The organism is Paraburkholderia sp. RL17-337-BIB-A, assembly GCF_046025895.1.
GTDB lineage: Bacteria > Pseudomonadota > Gammaproteobacteria > Burkholderiales > Burkholderiaceae > Paraburkholderia > Paraburkholderia fungorum_C.
Genome location: NZ_JARESY010000002.1, coordinates 2,199,073 through 2,218,966 on the forward strand (window position 1 = coordinate 2,199,073; position 19,894 = coordinate 2,218,966).

The 19,894-nt window shown below is 60.2% G+C and carries 10 protein-coding genes and 6 pseudogenes; 10 read left to right on the forward strand and 6 right to left on the reverse strand.

Annotation, left to right across the window (positions count from 1 at the left end):
- Positions 1-260 precede the first annotated feature (260 nt).
- The 4 genes and pseudogenes from P0D84_RS30600 to P0D84_RS30615 all read left to right on the forward strand — a co-directional run bounded on the left by P0D84_RS30600 (position 261) and on the right by P0D84_RS30615 (position 5,013).
- Positions 261-2,074 (forward strand): annotated as a pseudogene (locus P0D84_RS30600) (phospholipase C).
- Positions 2,075-2,269: 195 nt separating this feature from the next.
- Positions 2,270-3,711, forward strand: a pseudogene (locus P0D84_RS30605) (cytochrome-c peroxidase).
- Positions 3,712-3,817: 106 nt separating this feature from the next.
- Complete coding sequence (locus P0D84_RS30610; protein WP_408342817.1) at positions 3,818-4,510, forward strand: HAD family hydrolase; 693 nt, start codon at positions 3,818-3,820, stop codon at positions 4,508-4,510.
- Positions 4,511-4,764: 254 nt separating this feature from the next.
- Entirely contained in the window at positions 4,765-5,013 is a 249-nt protein-coding gene (locus P0D84_RS30615; RefSeq protein ID WP_408342819.1) for a hypothetical protein, read from the forward strand.
- Between the two features lie 196 nt (positions 5,014-5,209).
- On the opposite strand, the gene P0D84_RS30620 is transcribed toward P0D84_RS30615, so the two are convergent.
- Both P0D84_RS30620 and P0D84_RS30625 read right to left on the reverse strand, forming a co-directional pair.
- On the reverse strand, positions 5,210-5,869 hold the full coding sequence (locus P0D84_RS30620) for a GNAT family N-acetyltransferase (protein WP_408346164.1): 660 nt from the start codon (positions 5,867-5,869) through the stop codon (positions 5,210-5,212).
- A gap of 95 nt (positions 5,870-5,964) precedes the next feature.
- A pseudogene (locus P0D84_RS30625) lies at positions 5,965-6,888 on the reverse strand (aminotransferase class I/II-fold pyridoxal phosphate-dependent enzyme); the annotation flags it as partial.
- Positions 6,889-8,232: 1,344 nt separating this feature from the next.
- On the opposite strand from P0D84_RS30625, the gene P0D84_RS30630 reads away from it, so the two are divergent.
- From P0D84_RS30630 to P0D84_RS30645, 4 genes are all read left to right on the forward strand, one after another.
- Positions 8,233-9,321 carry an integrase domain-containing protein gene (locus P0D84_RS30630; RefSeq protein ID WP_408342821.1) on the forward strand — a complete coding sequence of 363 codons (1,089 nt, stop codon included), beginning with the start codon at positions 8,233-8,235 and terminating at the stop codon, positions 9,319-9,321.
- 41 nt (positions 9,322-9,362) lie between these two features.
- Entirely contained in the window at positions 9,363-9,848 is a 486-nt protein-coding gene (locus P0D84_RS30635) for a hypothetical protein (protein WP_408342823.1), read from the forward strand.
- Positions 9,830-10,693 (forward strand): hypothetical protein, encoded by an 864-nt coding sequence (locus P0D84_RS30640; RefSeq protein WP_408342825.1) that lies wholly within the window; start codon positions 9,830-9,832, stop codon positions 10,691-10,693. The genes P0D84_RS30635 and P0D84_RS30640 overlap by 19 nt, the downstream gene beginning before the upstream one ends.
- Before the next feature lie 216 nt (positions 10,694-10,909).
- The gene (locus P0D84_RS30645; RefSeq protein WP_408342827.1) at positions 10,910-11,599 is read left to right on the forward strand and encodes a hypothetical protein; all 690 of its coding nucleotides are present in this window, start codon (positions 10,910-10,912) and stop codon (positions 11,597-11,599) included.
- Between the two features lie 483 nt (positions 11,600-12,082).
- Here the strand turns inward: P0D84_RS30645 and P0D84_RS30650 are convergent.
- The 4 genes and pseudogenes from P0D84_RS30650 to P0D84_RS30665 all read right to left on the reverse strand — a co-directional run bounded on the left by P0D84_RS30650 (position 12,083) and on the right by P0D84_RS30665 (position 16,882).
- A pseudogene (locus P0D84_RS30650) lies at positions 12,083-13,528 on the reverse strand (IS5 family transposase).
- A 1,212-nt stretch (positions 13,529-14,740) separates the two neighbouring features.
- Positions 14,741-15,967 (reverse strand): ISL3 family transposase, encoded by a 1,227-nt coding sequence (locus P0D84_RS30655; protein ID WP_408342829.1) that lies wholly within the window; start codon positions 15,965-15,967, stop codon positions 14,741-14,743.
- A gap of 100 nt (positions 15,968-16,067) precedes the next feature.
- Complete coding sequence (locus P0D84_RS30660; protein ID WP_408342831.1) at positions 16,068-16,298, reverse strand: hypothetical protein; 231 nt, start codon at positions 16,296-16,298, stop codon at positions 16,068-16,070.
- A 113-nt stretch (positions 16,299-16,411) separates the two neighbouring features.
- The gene (locus tag P0D84_RS30665; protein WP_408342833.1) at positions 16,412-16,882 is read right to left on the reverse strand and encodes a hypothetical protein; all 471 of its coding nucleotides are present in this window, start codon (positions 16,880-16,882) and stop codon (positions 16,412-16,414) included.
- A gap of 502 nt (positions 16,883-17,384) precedes the next feature.
- Here P0D84_RS30665 and P0D84_RS30670 point away from each other — a divergent pair.
- Together P0D84_RS30670 and P0D84_RS30675 are read left to right on the forward strand one after the other, a co-directional pair.
- Positions 17,385-18,576, forward strand: a pseudogene (locus P0D84_RS30670) (IS110 family RNA-guided transposase).
- 116 nt (positions 18,577-18,692) lie between these two features.
- Positions 18,693-19,869, forward strand: a pseudogene (locus P0D84_RS30675) (IS3 family transposase).
- Positions 19,870-19,894 lie beyond the last annotated feature (25 nt).

Sequence of the window (19,894 nt, forward strand, 5' to 3'; positions counted from 1 at the left end):
ATACGCGCTGCGTGACGGCCACAACGCCTCTCACGAAAGACCGGATGTCAGCACAACGACAGCAACAGTTATGCAACTGAATGGCGGCCGAGGGCCAACGTTATGTTCGCGGCCCGAAATCTTAATCATCGAATGGTTCAATGCGCGCAGTTTTAAGCGGTAGAACCACAAGCGGTATTTCTAACAATATCCCCCAGAGAATCTCCACACGCTTGTCGATGGAAACGCTGAACGGCGAAGTCGAATCTGGAGCCAGTCACATGTTCCGTAGAATCCTCTTACCCATTCCGTTTGCCGCGCTATTGCCGCTCGCTGCATGCGGCAGCAACAGCGTAAGCTCGCCGGCATCCACGTCGACGGCCGGGTCGGCACCGACCGCCGCATCGACGCCGACGGCCGCCGTGTCGGCACAGGACGCCGTCGCGACGGCCACGTCGATCAAACACGTGGTGGTGATCTTCGGCGAGAACGTCTCGTTCGATCACTACTTCGCAACCTACCCGCAAGCGTCCAATCCGGTTGGCGAGCCGCAATTCACCGCGGTGTCGGGCACCCCGGCGGTCAACAACCTCAGCAGCAACAACCTGATCGCGGCGAACCCGAACGCGCTGGCCACCTCGCCGAACACGGCCGGCCGCACGGTCGGCGCGGTGGCGATCGCGGGTCTCGGTCTGCCGGCCGCCGATCTGCTGCCGTTCCGTCTGGATCGCTCGCAAGCCAATACGTCGAGCCAGAACCACGCTTATGCCGCCGAACAGCTCGCGTACAACAACGGCGCGATGGACTCGTTCCCGTTGTTCACGGCATCGGGTTCGACCATCGCCGGCAGCACCGGCGCGTTTGCGACGAAGGGCCAGGTGCTCGGCTACTTCGACGGCAACAGGGTCACGGCGATGTGGAACTACGCGCAGAACTTCGCGATGAACCAGAACGCGTACACGGACAAGTATGGTCCGTCGACGCCGGGCGCACTCGAAGTGGCGTCCGGTCAGAACAACGGCGTGGTGGTGACGGGCGGAACGTCGGCCAACGCGATTCCTGACTCGGCAGGCAGCTTCACGATGGTCGGCGACCTCGACCCGACCGGCGACGTCTGCACGGTCACGGCAGGCAGCACAGTGACAGGCCTGATGTCGTCGAACAACAAGAACATCGGCGACCTGCTCAACGCGAAGGGCCTCACGTGGGGCGGCTTCATGGGCGGCTTCAATCTGCAGACCGTCAACGCGAACGGCACGACCGGTTGCGCGCGCTCGACCTGCTCGCAAGTGCTGAACGCGACCAAGGCCGACTACGTGCAGCATCACGCGTGGTTCCAGTACTACCCGAGCACGGCCAACTTCGCGCACACGCGTCCGTCGTCGGTGGCTGCGATCGGCTCGACCGATCCGCTCGACACACCGCCACGCCGGTTCACCACCAGTACGACACCGACGACTTTTTCGCCGCGGTGAAGGCAGGCAACTATCCGTCGGTGAGCTTTCTGAAGGCGCCGGCAGTCAGCGACGGCCACCCGGGCAACTCGGACCCGATCGACGAACAGGCGTTCGTCACGAAGGTGATCAACTTCCTGCAGCAACAGCCTGACTGGAAGAACACCGCCGTGATCATCGCCTACGACGATTCGGACGGCTGGTACGACCACCGCTACAAGGCGCCGACGAGTTCGTCGTTCGACTCCACCACGGCGCAATCGGCCGGCGGCAAGACGGTGGCGGGCAGCGACAACCTGAGCGCGCCGGGCCAGTGCACGGCAGCGGGCGCAGTGCAGCCGCAGGGCGTGAACGGCGGCGCGGTGAACGGCCGTTGCGGCCCGGGCACGCGTACGCCGTTTATCGTGGTGTCGCCGTGGGCGAAGGTCAACTTCGTCGACGATACGCCGATCACCCAGGCGTCCGTGGTGAAGTTCATCGAGGACAACTGGCTCGGTGGTCAACGCCTCGGCAATGGTTCGTTCGACGCGAACGCCGGCAGCATCATGAACATGTTCAACTTCTCGGGCTCCGGCAACAATCCGGCGCTGTATCTGGATCAGACCCTGGGCATCAAGCTGTCGGCGGCGCCGGCCATCTGACCGGCAGCCGTGGCGAGCGCTCTTCTCTTCAGCTTGCCCTTGAGCGATGCAGCCGCCGTCGGCGTGCATCGCGACCTGGAGCGCGCGTGACGAAGAGCATGAGAGACGACGAAGTGTAGTTGGGATCGAGCCACTGCAAACGTGCTGGCTCGATTTTCCTGTTTACCGCATCCGACCGATTTACCTGTCAACGCCATGAACCATCCTTCAGACGCCGTCATGCGGCCGCCTCTGCCCGCGGGCGGCGAGCCGGGTCCAGTCTTCACCCGCCGCTCGTGGCTCAGGCTGCTTGCGTGGAGCGGGGCCGGCCTCGTGCTCGCGGTGGCTGTCCTGTGTCCTTACGCGCTCGTGTACCCGGAGCGGATGCCGCCCGCGGTCGGCGCGCTCGTCGAGGGCGTCACCGGCGCGAATCCGCATCCGGTGCAATTGATGCGCCCGCAAAACGCGCCGCTGAGCGCGGTGGCTTTACTCGGCAAACAGATTTTCTTCGACCCGACGCTGTCGGCTTCGGGCGTGCAGTCGTGCGCGTCCTGCCACTCGCCGCAGCATTCATATGCGCCGGACAACGCGTTCCCGATCCAGCTCGGCGGCGCACATATGTCCCAGGCCGGCTACCGTCCGCCGCCGTCGCTCGCGTATCTGTATCGCCAGGCGCCGTTCAGCATCGGTCCGGATCAGGGCGATACCGACGTGCCGGTCGACATGACGCAACTGGCCACCCAGGCCGCCGGCGTGCAACGCGCGCAAAAGACCGCGCTCGCCGCGCCCGCCGCTCCGGCGACGGTGCCGCAAGGCGGACCGTTCTGGGACGGCCGCGCCGACACGCTGCAGAACCAGGCGCTCGGACCGTTGATGAATCCGGTCGAGGTGGCCAACGCGACCGAAGAAGACGTCGCGCGCAAGCTGCTGCAAACGAAGTACCTGGATCAGTTCAAGCAGATCTTCGGCCCTTCGATCGTCAGCAATCCGAGCCTGCTGATTTCGGAAGCGCTGTTCGCGGTCGGCCGCTATCAGATCGAGGATCCGTCGTTCCACGCCTTCACCAGCAAGTACGACTACTGGCTCGAAGGCAAGGCGCGACTGACGCATGCCGAGTTGCACGGCTTGCAGTTGTTCAACGACAAGGACAAGGCGAATTGCGCGGGCTGCCACTTGAGCCAGCCGAGCCACAATGGCCTGCCGCCGGTCTTCACCGACACGCAGTACGAGGCGCTCGGCGTGCCGCGCAATCCCGCGATTCCGGCCAACAAGGATCCGAAGTACTTCGATATGGGCGTGTGCGGCCCGTTCCGCGACGACCTCGCGCAGCAGACGCAGTACTGCGGGATGTTCCTCACGCCGACGTTGCGCAATGTCGCCGAACGCAAGGTGTTCTTCCACAACGGCGTGTACACGATCTCAAGCAGGTGATGGACTTCTATAACCTGCGCAATACGGCGCCGGAGAAGATTTATCCTCACGATGCATCGGGCAACGTGCAGAAGTACAACGATCTGCCGGCGAAGTATCACGCCAACGTCGATGTCGACGACGCGCCGTTCGATCGCAAGTTCGGCGACAAACCCGCGATGACCGATCAGGATATCCAGGACATCATCGCGTTCATGAAGACGCTGAGCGACGGGTATAAGGACTGAGCTTTCGAGCTTCGCGCGGGGGCTGTACGCACCGCCTTTGCGCTGCGGCGCGTGAGCCGGTGAGGTATCCTTGCCGGTTCCGCGACCTTTATCCTGAGCCTACCCGATGGCCGATTTTCCCTTCGACGCCGTACTCTTCGACTGCGACGGCGTGCTCGTCGACTCCGAACCCATCACCAACCGCGTGCTGACCGAGATGCTTGGCGAGCTGGGCTGGCAATTGAGCGTCGAAGAGACGATGCGCATTTTCGTCGGCAAAGCCGTCAAGGACGAAGCCCCGCTAATCGAAGCGCGCACCGGTTTCGCGATCACCACCGACTGGCTCATGCAGTTTCGCCAGCGTCGTAACGTGGCGCTCGACAGCGAGTTGCGGGCGATTCCCGGCGCGGCGTCCACAGCGCGCACGCTGTATGCGGCGCTGAAAGGACGTATTGCGGTCGCATCTGGCGCCGACCGGATCAAGGTGGAATTGCAACTGGCCAAGGCGGGCATTCTCGACTGCTTCGAAGGACGCATCTTCAGCGGTCACGAAGTGCCGCGCAGCAAGCCGTTTCCCGATGTGTACCTGGCCGCGGCCGCGGCATTGGGCATGGACCCGAAACGCTGCGCGGTGGTCGAGGATACGGTGACGGGCGCAACCGCGGGGATCGCCGCGGGCGCCACCGTATTTGGCTATTGCCCGGCGGAACTCGGCCACAGCAGCGCGACTGCGCTGCATGGCGCGGGCGCGGCTTACGTCTTTCGGGACATGGCCGAATTGCCAGCGTTGCTCGCGGGATGGCGCGGCGGCGCGCGCTAACGCCGAGGGCATTTTGATGCGTGCGTTTGATTGCCTGATGTTTGTGCGGCTCAGCGCGCGTCAGAAAAAATGTTGGCGGCGCAACGACACCGGCGCGTCGCCAGTTGGTTCGTAGCGGTCACTTTTTGCGCGCGAGCATGCGTGAGATGGCGCGCGTGGCGCTTTGCGCTGCATGGCATGGTGTGTGCGACTGGAACGCTTGCGCGCGGCAGCGTACGGGCTCATTGCCAATCCACCCTTGTCGGAGATCCACCATGACCACTCTAGTCCTCAATGACCTGTCCCGGTCCGACGCACTCGACCGTGCGGCGTCCCAGTCTGTGCGCGGCGGCACCGCTCCGCCGACGCTCGACATGCCCATGACGCATCCCGGTGGCATCATGCCGCCGATTGTAGTTCGACGCGGCTGGGGCGAGCTTCCGCCAATTCATATCGGTTGCGGACCGACGATTCCGCCCTACGGGAACCTGCCTTCGCAGCCGGGACATATCGTGCCCCTGTAAGCGGTCTGCGTCGACCCGCGAAACTGCGAAGCAGGCACCGGCCATGTCTCGCATGACATGGCCGGGTTGCCTGCTTTGCGCGCGTCATCGCATGGCGCGCGCCGTTGGCGGATTGGCGATTGCGGCTACTCGAACGCCGGATCGATCGGTACGCGATAGCCGATCGCGAGGTGGTTAATTTCGTTAGCCACGCAAACTACCGCCAGCAGCTCGCGACGTCTCGAACCGCCGTCTCCCCCCTTCCCACAAAGACCATCCGCACCGATTCGAGCTCACGCGGCAAACGCGGCGAGACCGGGCCACGGCGCGGCAACTCGACAAACCCCAAGCGCCGATACAGATCGTATGCACGGGTATTGCTAACCAGCACATCCAGTACGATCTGCCGGCCGCCATCGCCATCCATCGCACCCGCATGCAGTGCGTTGGCGAACAGCGCGCTGAACACCCCCGTGCCGCGCATCGTCTCGTGCGTCGCGCAATGGGCGATCAGCGTTTGCGACGATTTCGGGGCTGGCAACTCGCTCTCCAGCACGAGCCCGCGCAACAGCATCCGAACCGTGCGGCGCAAGCCGAAGAACAGCAGCAGCATCAACGCGACATGCGGATCGTCGAACCACGTCGAGCGGCCGTCGTGCACCGCGAGCACCGCCGCCACCTGATCGACGCCGGTAACGGCAACCCGGTGACGCCGGTACGAGAAGCGCCCGAATTTCGACGCAAACGCGAACGCCAGAAACTTGATGCACAAGTCGGCGGGTTCGCCGAGAAAAGAAACGTATTCACGCACGCCCGATGCGAAGATCAGCGGCGCGCATGCTTCGGCATCCCCGGCGCGCGCGGCACGAAAGCGCAGCGCAAGCGGTTCGCGTTCGCGATGGCAAACTGTACGCGCACGGCATTTACGGCATACATGACAGGCTGCCCCGTGTTTGATTCGTTGCGGTGTCGTTAGCGAGCGATGCGCCTGTGCGCGACGATCGTGCGCTGATCTGTTCGGGTTCGCGCGTCGAGCAGATGAAAAAGCGCAAACGCGCAGCCTTTTCCTCGAAGGCCGGATAGAAGATCGGCTGCACGTTGATGCTTTCGGCAAACATCGCGTTCGCACATTGCCCGGCCTTCAGCGTACTGCCGCTAATGATCGGGACGACTGCAGACCCCGCGCTCTTGCCGAAATCGAGACCGGTGGCACGCGCTTCGTCAATGAACTGCCGCCCGCGTGCACAAGCGCGGCCCGCTCGGGCGAGGCAATCAACCGCTCAAGCGCCGCGAGCCACGCTGCAGCCAACGCTGTCGCGAGCCATACGCTATACAGGAACCCGGCGCGAGATGCACCAGGTTATCGATCAACGCCTGCGTGCCGGCGATAAACCCGACGCAACCCGCTAGCGTTTTGCTGAGCGTGCCCATCCAGATATCGACGTCGCCTCTCGCGACGCCGCAATGCTCGCGCACGCCCTTGACGCACTCATCGAGCGCGCCGAGCGAATGCGCCACGTCGACCATCGAGAGCGCCGCATGACGGCGCTAGATGTCGACGAATTGCGCGAGATCGGGAATGTCTCCGTCCATGCTGTACAGACCTTCTGTCGTGATCAACACGCGCCGGTTTGTGCGCAAAGCTCAGCCGTTTGGCGCGGCTCACTTGCGCGCCCTGCACGATGCTGTTATGTGCGAGCGAGTCGTGCACGATCAGGCCGCTAGGACCGCATAGAGAGCCGATCACGATCACGTTGGTCCCGTGGCCGCTGACGAACACGACGCAATCGTCGACCTCATAGAACAACGCGAGCGCCATTTCGAGTTCACGCTGCACCGGCGCTCCCTCGCGACCATGCGGTTCGCCGACGCCGACGTGCCGTAGCGGTCGATCGAGACGGAGTTGGGCATAGCGCGGGTAGTGCGTCAAGATTCCCGCGACCAGTTCGTTCTGCTGCAAACGACGCTTCAGTTCGAGCGCGATTCTCAGAGGCGGCTCGACGTCTAGTCGTTGTCGCCGCTCCTGCTGTTCAGGGTGAAGCTTAGAAAGACGCTTGTTTTTTGGCGTCTTTCGATGCCTTACGTGAGAAAAATCGGGTCTTTTGCCATTGATCCCACAAATTCAGATGATCACGATTTTCAAACGCAAAAGACTGTGATAGTGTTGCTCCAAGTTCCGCGTCTCTGACGCAACGGCTCGGCATGGTATCCATGCCAATTGCTTGACTGGCACCCTGCAACAGTGACGACTTCGGTCGAGCTCCCTTGCACTGCCGGAAGAGCCTTTTTAAGAACGCCTCGGGCACGGCTCTTGTTGTCTGTCCAGCGAAAATAGCTTCTACGCGTCTCTGACGCATCGATGAACGCCCCGGGCACGGCTCTCGTAGTCCGCCCAGCGAAAACCACCTTTCTGGCTGCAGCTCGCAGCACACAACCATGACAAAGCACGCGGCCTAAACTGCCCGTGTTCTCCCTGCTTGCGCTGTCAACGAGCGCGGATTTCTCAAGCGCCGTCGACGCATCGACCCCGCCCGCGTCCATCTGGACGACTCCGGGCTGAGTCGACATCCATCGCACGCTCCTCTGATGCAGAGGCCGCCCCGAATGACTCGCCATCTGAGCGTGGCACAGCACTGTTTTGTGTGGTTTATCCAAGCAATTGAGCTGGTTCCCGGTGCAGCCGGGGTCACCAGCAAGCTTCGATTGTCCGCCTGCGGATAATCGTACGCTTCCTTTGCATCTTTGAGACGCTCGAGCCGCTCGAGCCCATAGATCGTTTCGGTCTGCGACGCGCCGCAATGGCGCATATCAATCATTTCCCACACCCTCAAGCGCGATCTCGACGTGACTTGCTCACCCGAACTTCCGCCCACATCGTGCTCGCCCTCACGCGAGCCGTCATCGCCCACGTGCTGCATGCACACGAATGCGGTTGGACATCGAATGCGTCGCCTGGCGACGCACGGTGTTCGTCCCGCCCCGGGCTCTCACTTCCAAGCGCGCAGACCTTTCCGCCGGTGTCAACCGGGGACCCTCAGCTAAACCGCCTCTGCCCAATTTCTTGCACTTCCGAATCACACAGCAGATCAACGTCGCGCCCTCGTTGATCCCGCTCAATCAAGTGTCCTTATGGGACACGTCGCCATCGCAGCCGATGGGAACAGGGTGCCCTCATTCGCGTCCCGCCCGCGCTTGAGGCTCAGGTAGAGGCGGAACAACCTGTCACAGGAAAGGAGCCGTATGGGACGAAGATCAAGAGGCGTCAACCATGCCGCACAGATGAGCCTCGATGCAGGCGGAAGCAAAGACTCACAGAAGCAACGTCGCTTACATTGGAGCGAGTTTTCGCGTTTCGCAGCCCGGATTGGTCAAACGCTGGAAACAGTCAATGAAGCGGAAGACTGGATGCTCGAGTTCTTTGTCTGGTTCCTCGTTGCGGGGGCGATGAAACCTGGCACGCTCGCGAACTATCGGGCGTCGCTCTCAGTGATACAGGCGACTGCCGGACAGGATATGTCCGGCTCAACCAGCAGCCGGGACCTCCAGCTTGAGCGACGGGACCGACATGGCAGGCATCGTGCGCGCACGCAGCAGGAATTCAACGACTTGCTCGCCGCGGCCCAAGCGTTGGATAACAGTGTCGTGCACGTGATTCGACTGATGCGTTGGCTTGGACTTCGCATGCGCGAAGCACTCATGTGCGGCAAGTCACTGGAAACCTGGCGAGATCTGATCTTGCAGGGCGATCTTCGCCTGCCTATCGAGCGGGGCGCCAAGAACGGGCGTCCCCGTCGCACCGAAGTGCTTGCGGATCACGTCGACGAAACGCTCGAGGCCATCAACGCAGCGTTGGCGTTCTGCCGCGACCGCGATTTTAAGCTGGTGAGCGGCTGCCATGACGATCTAAAAAGCGCCAAATCCCGCCTCAAGTTACGCTTTGATCAACTGCCAATGCGCCGGGAGCTTGCTAGTCACAGCCTGAGATTCACGTACGCTGTCGACTTTGCGAACGCCGCACTGGATCGAGGCATACCGCCTGTCGATGTACTGACTCAATTATCCGACCGCCTTGGACACGGCCCGTCGCGGGTAAAGATGATTCTTGAGGTCTACTGCTGGCAGATTCGCCACCGGTTCCCCGAAAAAATTCAGCTGCCGAGCGACTTCGTTCCCAGACAGCGAACGAGGAATCTGCAGACGTCGGCAACAGGTCGTCCAGACGATCAACCTCAAGACAACGGCGCCGCTTCCAGACGACCAGGGCGGGCGCGCGGACCGCGCTTCCAAATCAACCATGGAGGGAAAGGAATCAAGCATAAATCACATTAATCTCCATTCCTAATCAAACAACGCACACGACCTGAACATCTATGAAAGAGCAAGACAACGTGCTTGAATCACCACTCACCGGGGACGCTCGCGCCACGCTTAATCGGTACAGCAGCAAAAAGGCCGTCGAAACGCTGCTGCCACTATGGTTGCAGTTTGAAGACTTCCTGCGCTCGCACAGTCTGTCGCCAGTTTCCATCCTCGATATTCCGGAGGATACGCTTCGTGCGTACGCGAGCTATCTCGACCACCGGGACTGCCATGTCGATGACGCGCTGGTCGCGCTTAGCGCGGTCCTTCTTGTCTGCCTGCACGCGGGTTACAACGGCAAGATATTGCGCTCCGTTGTGATCCCGCGCATTCGTCGACCCGTCGAGAACCGACAGTGGGCCGCATTTCGCTTGCGAACCTACCAGCCGCTCGAATCTTCGGAAATCGCCCGGAGTCGCAGACGCCTGGCCAAGCGCGAAGCGTGCGGGCAGGACAATGGTCGCGCCGACACGCCCTCATGTACGCAACGTCCTTAACGCTTTTCATCGCTCCATCTACATCTATCGAAGGAACAACCATGACTCATCTGATTGTGGCTCACTTTCAAAGCTCGAACAGTGCCGCGCAAACTTCGGCAGCGCAAATTCTTCACGCACGGACAGGAGGCTTGCTCCTGAATCCGAGCCTGCTCGATGCGACCAGCGAGCAAGTGAGCAACGGAAATTTGACGGACATTGAAAATGAACTTCAGGATCATTACTGCACCTTGATGACTTCCCGGCGCGGGGGAATTATCGATGTTTCACCCGAATATCGGAAGGCAACGGTCGCATTCATCCAGGCGAGGCGCACTGTTCTCACCGAACTGAAAACGATCATTGTCTCGACGTCTCCGGACGCAGCGTCACAGCAGGCTACCGTAGAAACGCTTGGCGCTATTTGTGCAGCGGGCGTGGCGCCATCCTGCATCCGGATCCTATGTACCGACGCCCCAGCAAACACCGCCATCGAGGATGGCTACCGAGTAGTCGCTGACTATGCACGCGAAGCAAGCATCGCGGTGTCGCCGGAGGCTACGCTTCCTGTATCAATATCTTTTGCGAAGGCGCAGCAATTCAAGATGCCGATCGCCGCTGTCCTGAACCGCGCAGTCGACTTCGAAACAGAACTGACTGCAGCGCGGCTCAACGGTGCGCCGGAGAAAATCATGCACGCGCTAGCCCACAAGGTGATCGCGCAGCGCGATCTTCTGGATGCGGTTGATACGTTCAAACGCGTAGCCGATGCACTCGGAATACCAACCATCTCGCAGGACGAGTGGCGTGCCGAATTGGCCCCGGCCACGAATCGGAAGCGGACGAAGACGACAACGCTCGATTAAGGGATTTCAATCAAGACGGATCGACGGCCCACTTTCACTCAGGGCCTGTTGATCCGCGGAGCAAATTGGCCTTTGGTCGCCGAAGACTGCGGACCTACGCCATTCGAGACATGCGGGCACTACCATCGCACCAATATTGGCATTGTGCTGCCGGAGTCCGTGCAGTTGAATCAGCCTGGCTCTCACATCGTTCCGTTGAACTATAGGGATATTGCAATGAATAAGTTCCATCAAATGACGTCAGAGACTGAACGAAAGGCCCTTGTAGAATCTGTCGCTCGCGCTCTCAGTCTTCGCTGCGAGCCGTTGCCACCACTCCTCACCGACGCCATCGCTCTGAACAGCGCACTAGCGCGCGTGGCGCGGCGCATCAACTATGAAACGCATATGTATCGGTGGGCGACCGGGGCCGACTCCCTGCGCATCTCGTCCGCATACATGCGTCGACACGCGAAGTTAAAGAGTGCCGCCGTTTGGCATCGAGCTACCTCGTGGGGAAGCTTGGCTTTGAAGTTGATGCAGCCCCTCGCCCCTAACGAAGTTGATGACGGGAAATGCGACGCAATTTCGCTCGAGTTCCTGCTCAATGCCATCGCTGAGGATCCGCTAATCCTAAGCACTCGCCGCGATGGCCCGGTCCCGCACCTACCAATCGACATTCTGCTTACGGAACGAATCCATGAATTCTTTGAAGAATACAGTGGTCCAGGCGTGGTGCATCCGTTTGAGGGCCGCCACTTCGTCCAGGGATGCGTTCTCAATATATATTGCGACGCAAGCAACGCCGCAGAGCGAGCGGGCGTTGCCAGCGCGCTCTCCCGAATCATGAGCGCGGAACTCGATGCGGAAATCGTGTCGCTGGTGCAGGAGGCGCGTCACACTCATGATACGTCGCGACCCCATTGACCACTTACGCTGGGAATTCCGCGGACGCGCCTGGCACCTAAAAGCACGACTGCGCTAAGAAGCGCCGTTTTGGTGAACGGTACCCGCCGCCGCTCGGCGGGTTCCCCGCTCTGAATTCATACACTCATTCGACCTTCGTCCAACCCAGCGGCGTGGTTTCTCGCAAGGTGGCGGGACACCGCACGCCAATTTCGCGATGACCATAGGCCATCTGATTGAACGAACTGCCTTTCTTTTGGCCCCACAGAGTGACTTTTGATGTCGCGCCGAATCTGACAGGTATTTTCTACCCCTCGCCAACGCACAGTCGACGGAATTTCACGGCATTGGAAGTTTTCACCTGCCATGCGCCCTCGCCACCCCAGAATAGTCGGTCCTGAAAAATTCAGTTTTCGCATCAGCGCGACTTCATGGGGCCAATGAGGCCAGAGTCTCCGTCTGCGCCGCGAGGCCGGTGGAACGCCTGGATGTCAACGAAGGGAATCAGTGCCTTTGCAGACGGTTCCAGCAAGCCGGTGCTGGCGTGAGCGTGACAGTGACGAGCCAGTGCAGCGTCGCGAGGATAAAAAATACGGGCGCCAGGCCCAGACGGACGATTGCGCGCAGCAACCATCGCAGGTTGTACCCGGCAGCACACAGTACCGCGTGTAGCGCATCGCCAGCCTGCCCTTTAAGCCAGCAACGCCGCATGCCGTGATCATGCTTCACATGGCCGATGATCGGTTCGATCGCCTGCCGCCGTTTTAGCCAGCGTCGCTGCGTGCTCGTCAGGCTCTTGTGTTTGCCGCAATGAATCAGTTGTACTGACGATACCTCGTCATCGACCCCACGAAACCCGAAATCGACCAGTACGGTCTTCGGTTGCGGCGTACCGGGCAGATCCTGCAACAGGATGGTGCTCTGCTCAAGTTGTTCTGCCAGCGTGTGGCCGTCGTATGGGTTGCCCGCGAACGTGCGCGCACCAACGATCAGCCCTTGTTTTTCCGTGATCGCAAGGCTTACCTTGACGCCGAACTAGTAGGGCTGGCGCGCCTTGCCTTTACCGATGCACTCGACTTCGGGTGCGTGCAGGGCGTAAAGCTTGTTTTTGTCCTTTGGACGTTGGCGACAAATGCGCCACGCCCGCTCCAGCCACGCGCGCAGTTGTGCCTTCCGTTCGTCTGAGGCTCCAGACAGCTTGCGTTCGATGTCTCGCAGTAGCCGTCCCAATACGGTGCGCTGACGTTTGAGTACACACCGCAGTCGCCTGAACTGCTTCGCATGCGCATAGCCGCCCGCGCGGCGACGCAGCCGTTTGCCTTCACGTTCGTACGTCTGCTTCAACACAAGACCAGCGCGTTGCGCAAGTTGCACGAGTCTGGCCCGCGCCACCTCCAGCAGACGGCTGTCAGTCGGATACGCAATGGCCTTCTCCTGGACCGTCGTATCAACAATAACGCGCTCGAATTCGGCCGGCTTCACCGCCTTCATCTGCACCGCCGCCGCGATCGTCGTCGCGAGCAGCTCCTCGACACCGCCTTCGCCCAGCGTCTGCCGGAAACGCACCAGATTGGTCGGGTCGCATGGCAGATGTGGCTGAAAGTACTCCTCACCACAGAAGAACTGGAAGTACACGTCCTGCGCCCAGCGCTCGCACACCGATTCATCGCTCTCGTTAAACGTGTGCTTCAAATACAGCAGCCCGACCATCAGCCGCACTGGCAGGCGCGGACGTCCGGCCGCACTAACGCCACCGGCCAGTTCCTTAGAACACACACCAAACAGGTCCGCCGCTTCGCTTAACCGGCCATCGCGTGAGCGCCGCTCAAACAGGGGCGCGAGCCTCGCTTCGATGGCAGCCCACGGCATCCTCGTGGCCAGCACCGCAAGTGGGTGGCGCAGATCAATCATCGCGTCCAGACGGCTACGAAAAAAATCCGGTGTGCTCATCGGCCAAAACTCCCAGAATTTTTATCTCTTCGATAATCTTCCTGGGAGCCAGGTTATCCGAAAACCAACTGCTACGCCAGGCCAGACGGTGCTTCACAGGTTTTTGCAGATCCGACCAGAATAGTTGCATCCAGTTTTGCTTAATACACGTGATCGCCACGTCCTGCACAAGATTTGCCCAATGCGCGTCGCCCGAAAGCGCTCATCGGTCCCTGCCTCGTTTCGAATGTAGGTTTGTTTGTTGGGATGGACCCGACTGTCGAGTTCGGTTTTTTTTCGGAATCCGAAGGACTTAAAACTGCTGCAGGAGTGTAACGTCGTAAGGATTGCGGGATGGGCCGCTCCCTGCAGATGCGCATTTGAAGAGGGTTGCGATTACAACTCCGGCATTGCGGGAGTGTGGTGGCACCGGCTCGGTGAGGTTGGCGCCGCCGTGTAATATGCCGTTCTAATCAAGGCCTTTATTGTCGCGAAGTGCAGGATTAAAGAACACATAGTCTGGAGCAACGATCAGATCGAGCACGGAGTAGCGCCATGCCGGACCTGCGAGTTTGGGTCTCGCTGACTGCGTGATCAACGTGTCTGCCGAGGGCCTGGCGTCTTCCAGCGGCCTAAACAAATCGGGACGCCTTTTAGCCATCCGCGCGTAGGTCGGTTCTGAAATTTTGAGGCCACCGCCGCGCAGGCAAGGGTCCATGACGTGTGCGCCGCGTCGCCGGAGTGCATCGACTGTGGCGGCCCCGAGTGCCTGCCTGTCGAACTGCCGCCGGCTTGAACCACGAACCAGGCGGATCCCTGACCAGACAGCCCCATTGAGCAGAATAAGCCACAACAGATTGTGTCACTGTCGCGAGTGCACTGCCAAAGCCAGCAATCATCCCGATGAGTCGTATGATGGTCACTCCCGAGTTGTCGGTTAGAGTTCGTGCCCACAGCCAGCGAGGTTAAGCACGCTACAACGCCCGTTGCGTGCAAGCGATAAAAACATGGAATGGACGCAAAGACAACGCACGAGCGTGTTCCCGCTGGAGCCGCAGAAAGTGGCCATTCAGGCGCAACGCGAATAACGTAGAATTGAGGAGCGGTCGATGATTCGAGTAAGAAAAATAAAAACGAAAACTAAACTCTCGATCTTTGTTAGCATTCCACTATTAAATGAACGCCATTTTTTTATATTTTCGGCTCTTTTGAAAACGGAGTGGGTAACGGCCTTCAGCGGGCGTGCGAGTTGAAGGCGGAGAAGTCGAGTTTTCCTGCGATGAGAAATAGGACCGTTCGCATGGTTTCGAAGCGAGCGTATCCGCGTGCCTTGCGCTTGGCGGCCTGAAACAGTCCGTTGATGGCTTCGATGAAGCCGTTGGTCTGGCGGGTCTGGGTCCAGGCGACGATGCCGTCGAAGTGTCGGCGAATCAAGCGCACCACGTCCTTCATCGGTTCGACCTTCGAGCGCATGACGTTGGTGCACCACTGCTGCAACATCTCGGAGACGACATTGATTTGCTTGCGCTCGAGAATCTCGCGCAGTTGCTCGCGATACAGCCAGGCGCGGGCCGTGCGGCTGGTGGTGTACTGACTGACGAGCGCCTCGAGGTCGGTCAGTTGGGCTAGATTGAGTTTGTTCGCGTCTTTCAGCAGCGTCCAGCGCATGCCTTTAAGTTCCGGGTCGACCTTCTGTTGTTGACGACGCACTGTATCGAGCGCCTTGGACGCGTGGGCGACGACGTGAAACTTGTCGAAGGTCAGCCGCGCATCGGGCAGATGTTCGTTGACGCCCTTGATGAAAGCCGGCGACATGTCGATGCTGACCGAGCCGACCTGTTCGGGCGTGCCACCGTGTTGGCCCAGATAGGTGGCGAAACGTTCAATCGTGCTGGCATCCTTGCCGGTCGTCACGAACACGACCCGCCGCGCCTGCATGTCTGCAACCAGTGTCAGATACTCATGAACGCGCCGGTACGAAGTCTCGTCAATCGCCACCGTCGTCACATCCGACAGGTCCGCCGACGCGAGCGCCAGTTCCACATAGCGCGAGCAGATGGCGTGAACCCGGTGCCACGACAGGTTGACGATGCGCGCCACGGCAGCAAACGGCATCTGCTGGGCGAGCATCAGCACGAGCGCCTCGAACAGCAACGTGAAGCCGCTGAGTTGGCCGACCCAATCAGGTTCCACCAACCGTACCGAGCCGTCCGGCAAGCGCACGCGCGGCACCCGTACTTCCAGATAGCACTCGTGCTGGAAGAAATTCAGATGGCGCAGACGCTTGATTTGCGTGTCGTGCACCGGGTGCTCGCCGGCGACGCTGGCATAACCAAACCGGCTGCCCGCGACGAAGTCCACGGCAATCGTGAGCTGGTGTTTGCCGGCATCAAAGTCGACGCTTTGTACGTACCACGGGGCCTTGATTCCCAGAGCGGCTTCAAACAGTTGGTTCGTCATTGTTCGTTTTGTCTTGCATGGCTGGTTGCAGCATTCTGCCGCAACCAGCCATGACTCAGCTTATCGAATCAGTGCGCCTCAAGGGTTCGCTGCGCCGGGCTTACGCCCGCCCTTGACCCGCCAAACCACCCACTGAGAATTCAAAAGAGGCATATTTTCTTTGTCGAGAAGATTCGGCGAGTTCGTATTGATCGAGTGATGTTTTAGCGCCCGCGACAACCATTACAGAAGTGAAGATAGATGGATGGTTTGAAAGCATCGGTAAGGTTAAACGCCAATGTAGAGCGAGATCGGAATGTGTGCCGCCGCACAGAACGTAAGGCGCACTCATGAGTGCTGGCCCAAATTCCGTCCCACATTTTGTTGGAGATTTCCGCTCTTCGGCACAGGCCTGAACTCGATCCCTTGTGTGCCGATTCGGGAACGGCTGCAGCCAGTCCAGGTTCACATGGGACGCCGGCCCTCATAAGTAACAAGGCGCAACGCTAACGTAACGTCCTCTTGCGTGATGGTGCTCGATTCATCACGCAAATATCTTAGCGCTGCAAGATCGAGGATTCGCTTTAGCACAGCATCCGTTTCCGCGAGGAAATGATCCTGCAACGCGTGTGCGGTAAAGTCCGCGGTGTGGCGGGATACCGAAAAGACATCGCCCGCCATCGCCCTTAGCTGCGTACGGACATAGGAAGCCAGCCAGTTGTCGGGATCGTCGACGCATCTCACCATGCAACGTCGGCAATGGAAGCCACGCACTGCCCCCTTGATCTCTCTATCTTCTGTGGATTGGGCAATCGCGTGTTTGACGGTGCATCGCCCTTCGAGTGGCCCATGCGCAAGCATCTCAAAAATGCATTCACAGTCAGCACACACGAGATTGTCGCCGCGCTGGCATCGAGGCGTTTCATCAAACGTCATCTGAATTCTCCTGATTAACGAGGTTAGCGATCGCCTCGTTCCGGAGGACATTCGCTAACCCAGTATTTACCCAAAATCGCAAAGTCAAGCCTGCGCCGGACATCGTCATCAGGGTATATGGAGGAAAAGATTTGCAGGAGTTCGAATTATCTCGACGCCAGCCAAGTGAGCCGCCCGCGGTTTGGTGGAAGCTCCAATTCTTGAAAGTGATTCCTCGGGGTTTGCCCGACCCCGAAGTATGAAGCGCACGGCTGATGCAGATGGATCCGGGAAGGAATACGATCACGAAGCAGCGGTGGTCGAGGTCGGCCCATTATCTGGTGCACTGAGCCCGCTTGAGAGTTGGACCCGCGACCCTGCGAGCACCCCGAATTGTGACCTGCGGCGCATGTCGCCCTGCCTGAGCACGCTTACCAGAATCCGATAACGAGGGTTGTCGCCGCTGCGATTCTCTGTCTTGCAGGAGGGCAGCATGCAGGTACTCTATCCGGCCTGAGCCGGACTGGACATACATAAGGACATCATTGTTGCCTGCGTCCGTTGTGTGTCTCCCCCGGAACATCATGACGTGCAGAGCTTCTGCAGTACCACGAAGGGATTGCTGGCGCTGTCGGACTGGTTAGTCACCCATGCCTGCTCCCACGTGGCCATGGAAGCCACCGGCGTTTACTGGAAACCAGTGTGGCGCGTGCTCGAGGGCTCCTTCGAACTCGTGCAGGGCAACGCTGCGCATATCCGGAACGTACCGGGCCGCAAAACCGATGTGAATGACGCGACGTGGATCGCGGACCTGCTCGCACGTGGGCTGATCCGCTCAAGCTTCGTCCCGCCGGCGGCGATCCAGGAGCTACGTGATCTGACGCGCACACGCAGATAGCTGACGCGCGAGATCGCCCAGCATTGTCTGCGTATCCGGAAGCTGCTCGAGGATGCCAGTCTAAAACTGGGTAACGTCCTTTCCGACGTTCTTGGCGGCAGCGGGCGCTCGATCCTGAAGGCCATCATCTCTGGCGAGGACGATCCGGCGCTGCTCGCGGCACTCGCGCAAGGCCACGCGCGCAAGAAGACGAGCGAACTACCCGAGGCATTGCGCGAACGCGTGACTTCCCATCACCGTACGATGCTCGCGCTCCACTTGCAGCTCATCGACGCCCTTGAGCACGCGCTGTCTGATCTGGATGCCGCAGTGGGACCCGCGCTGACGCCAATCCAGCAGCACGTTCAACTGCTGAGAACCATTCCGGGCGTCGGTGACCTGACCGCCCGGGTCCTGGTGGCCGAGATTGGGGTCAACATGAAGCGCTTTCCCGATTCCGCTCACCTCATATTGTGGGCCGGACTGTGCCCCCGCAACGATGAAAGCGCCGGTAAGCGCCGCAGTGCGCGCGTGCGCAAAAGCGGCACATGGTTCAAGACCGCTCTCGTGACTGCCGCTTGGGCCGCAGTACGGACGAAGAACAGCTATCTGCTCGCCCAGTTCACTCGCATCAAGGCGCGGCGCGGTTCAAAGAAGGCAATCATCGCAGTGGCTGCATCGATGCTCACGGCAGCGTGGCACATCCTTCGTGATGGCGTGGTATGCAGATCTCGGGGCAGACTATTTCTGCCGGCACGACATGCAGAGCACCGTCAAGCGATTGCTAAAACGCCTCACAGATCTAGGATACCCGGTGCAGCCAGCTTCTCCGTCATAATGGCTTCTTACCAGAATGGAGCCATGAACAAGAAGGCAAACCAAGTGTGAGCTTCCCCCGAAATTTCGCCTTCCAGCAGGTCGCGTATAAACTCGACCCAACGGAGGAAAGCAGAGATGATCAAGGTACCGCACCAGGTGTACACGGCAGAGTTCAAGGAAGCCGCCGTGCAACGAATCAAGGACGGGCAAGGCGTGAGCGCCGTCGCCCGCGAATTGGGTATGTCGACGCAGACCCTGCGCAACTGGCTGAAGGCTTTCGAGGCCGGCAAGCTGAATGGCGCCGGGGCGAAGGTCGTCACGGCGGAACAGATGGAGCTGTCGCGGCTTCGAGCGGAGAACAAGCGCTTGCAGATGGAGCTGGAAATCGCAAAAAAAGCTGCGGTGTTCTTCGCGAAGGACCTCCTGTGAAGTTCGCCTGGATTGACACACAGTGCCGGCAATACCCGCTTGCGGCGCTGTGCGAGGTCCTTTGCGTGAGCGTCAACGGCTATCGTGCATGGAAGCGCGGCGGCACGCCCGAGCGTCAGCGGCTGACCGATGCGCAGTTGCTCACCTTGATTCGGACGATTCACGCCGAGGTCAAAGGCACCTACGGCTCGCCGCGCATGACCGAAGAAGTTCGCTCTCGCGGCTTCCCAGCCAGCAAAGCACGGGTAGAGCGGTTGATGAGCGCCAACGGTATTCGAGCCCGCCACAAGCGCCGTTACCGCGTGACAACCGATTCCCGGCACAAACTGGCGGTCGCGCCGAACGTGTTGAACCGCAACTTTCACGCCGGCCGGGCCCAAGCAGGTGTTCACCTCGGACATCACGTACATCTGGACCGACGAAGGTTGGCTGTACCTGGCCGTCACATTGGACCTGTTCAACCGGGAGGTTGTGGGTTGGTCCGTCAAGCCGCTCATGACGGCGGACCTCGTGGCCAACGCGCTGACGATGGCATGGTTTCGCCGCCGGCCCGCGCCCGGCGCGCTGCATCATTCGGACAGAGGCAATACGCGAGCCACGACTTCCAGCGCAAGCTCCGTTCGTACGGCATGCGACGCTCGATGAGTCGCAAGGGCAGTTGCTGGGATAACGCGCCGACAGAAAGCTTCTTTTCAACAGCCTGAAGAACGAGCGCGTGCATGGCACCAGGTATCGCACGCATCGCGACGTCGTCGCGGACCTGTTCGAATACATCGAAGTGTTTTATAACCGCAGTCGTCATTCATCGCTTGGCTTCATGTCGCCAACCCAGTTCATGCAAGACTGGCTTGTGGCTCAGCGGACAAGGGATGCGGCTGCATAACCCGGGCCTCTGGAACGCGAAAAAC

What these genes read in the sequence shown, in the direction of transcription:
- P0D84_RS30665 (WP_408342833.1), bottom strand. Translation starts at nt 16,882, where the DNA reads ATGACGTTTGATGAAACGCCTCGATGCCAGCGCGGCGACAATCTCGTG.
- P0D84_RS30660 (WP_408342831.1), bottom strand. Translation starts at nt 16,298, where the DNA reads ATGAGTGCGCCTTACGTTCTGTGCGGCGGCACACATTCCGATCTCGCT.
- P0D84_RS30610 (WP_408342817.1), top strand. Translation starts at nt 3,818, where the DNA reads ATGGCCGATTTTCCCTTCGACGCCGTACTCTTCGACTGCGACGGCGTG.
- P0D84_RS30640 (WP_408342825.1), top strand. Translation starts at nt 9,830, where the DNA reads ATGTACGCAACGTCCTTAACGCTTTTCATCGCTCCATCTACATCTATC.
- P0D84_RS30615 (WP_408342819.1), top strand. Translation starts at nt 4,765, where the DNA reads ATGACCACTCTAGTCCTCAATGACCTGTCCCGGTCCGACGCACTCGAC.
- P0D84_RS30630 (WP_408342821.1), top strand. Translation starts at nt 8,233, where the DNA reads ATGGGACGAAGATCAAGAGGCGTCAACCATGCCGCACAGATGAGCCTC.
- P0D84_RS30635 (WP_408342823.1), top strand. Translation starts at nt 9,363, where the DNA reads ATGAAAGAGCAAGACAACGTGCTTGAATCACCACTCACCGGGGACGCT.
- P0D84_RS30645 (WP_408342827.1), top strand. Translation starts at nt 10,910, where the DNA reads ATGAATAAGTTCCATCAAATGACGTCAGAGACTGAACGAAAGGCCCTT.
- P0D84_RS30655 (WP_408342829.1), bottom strand. Translation starts at nt 15,967, where the DNA reads ATGACGAACCAACTGTTTGAAGCCGCTCTGGGAATCAAGGCCCCGTGG.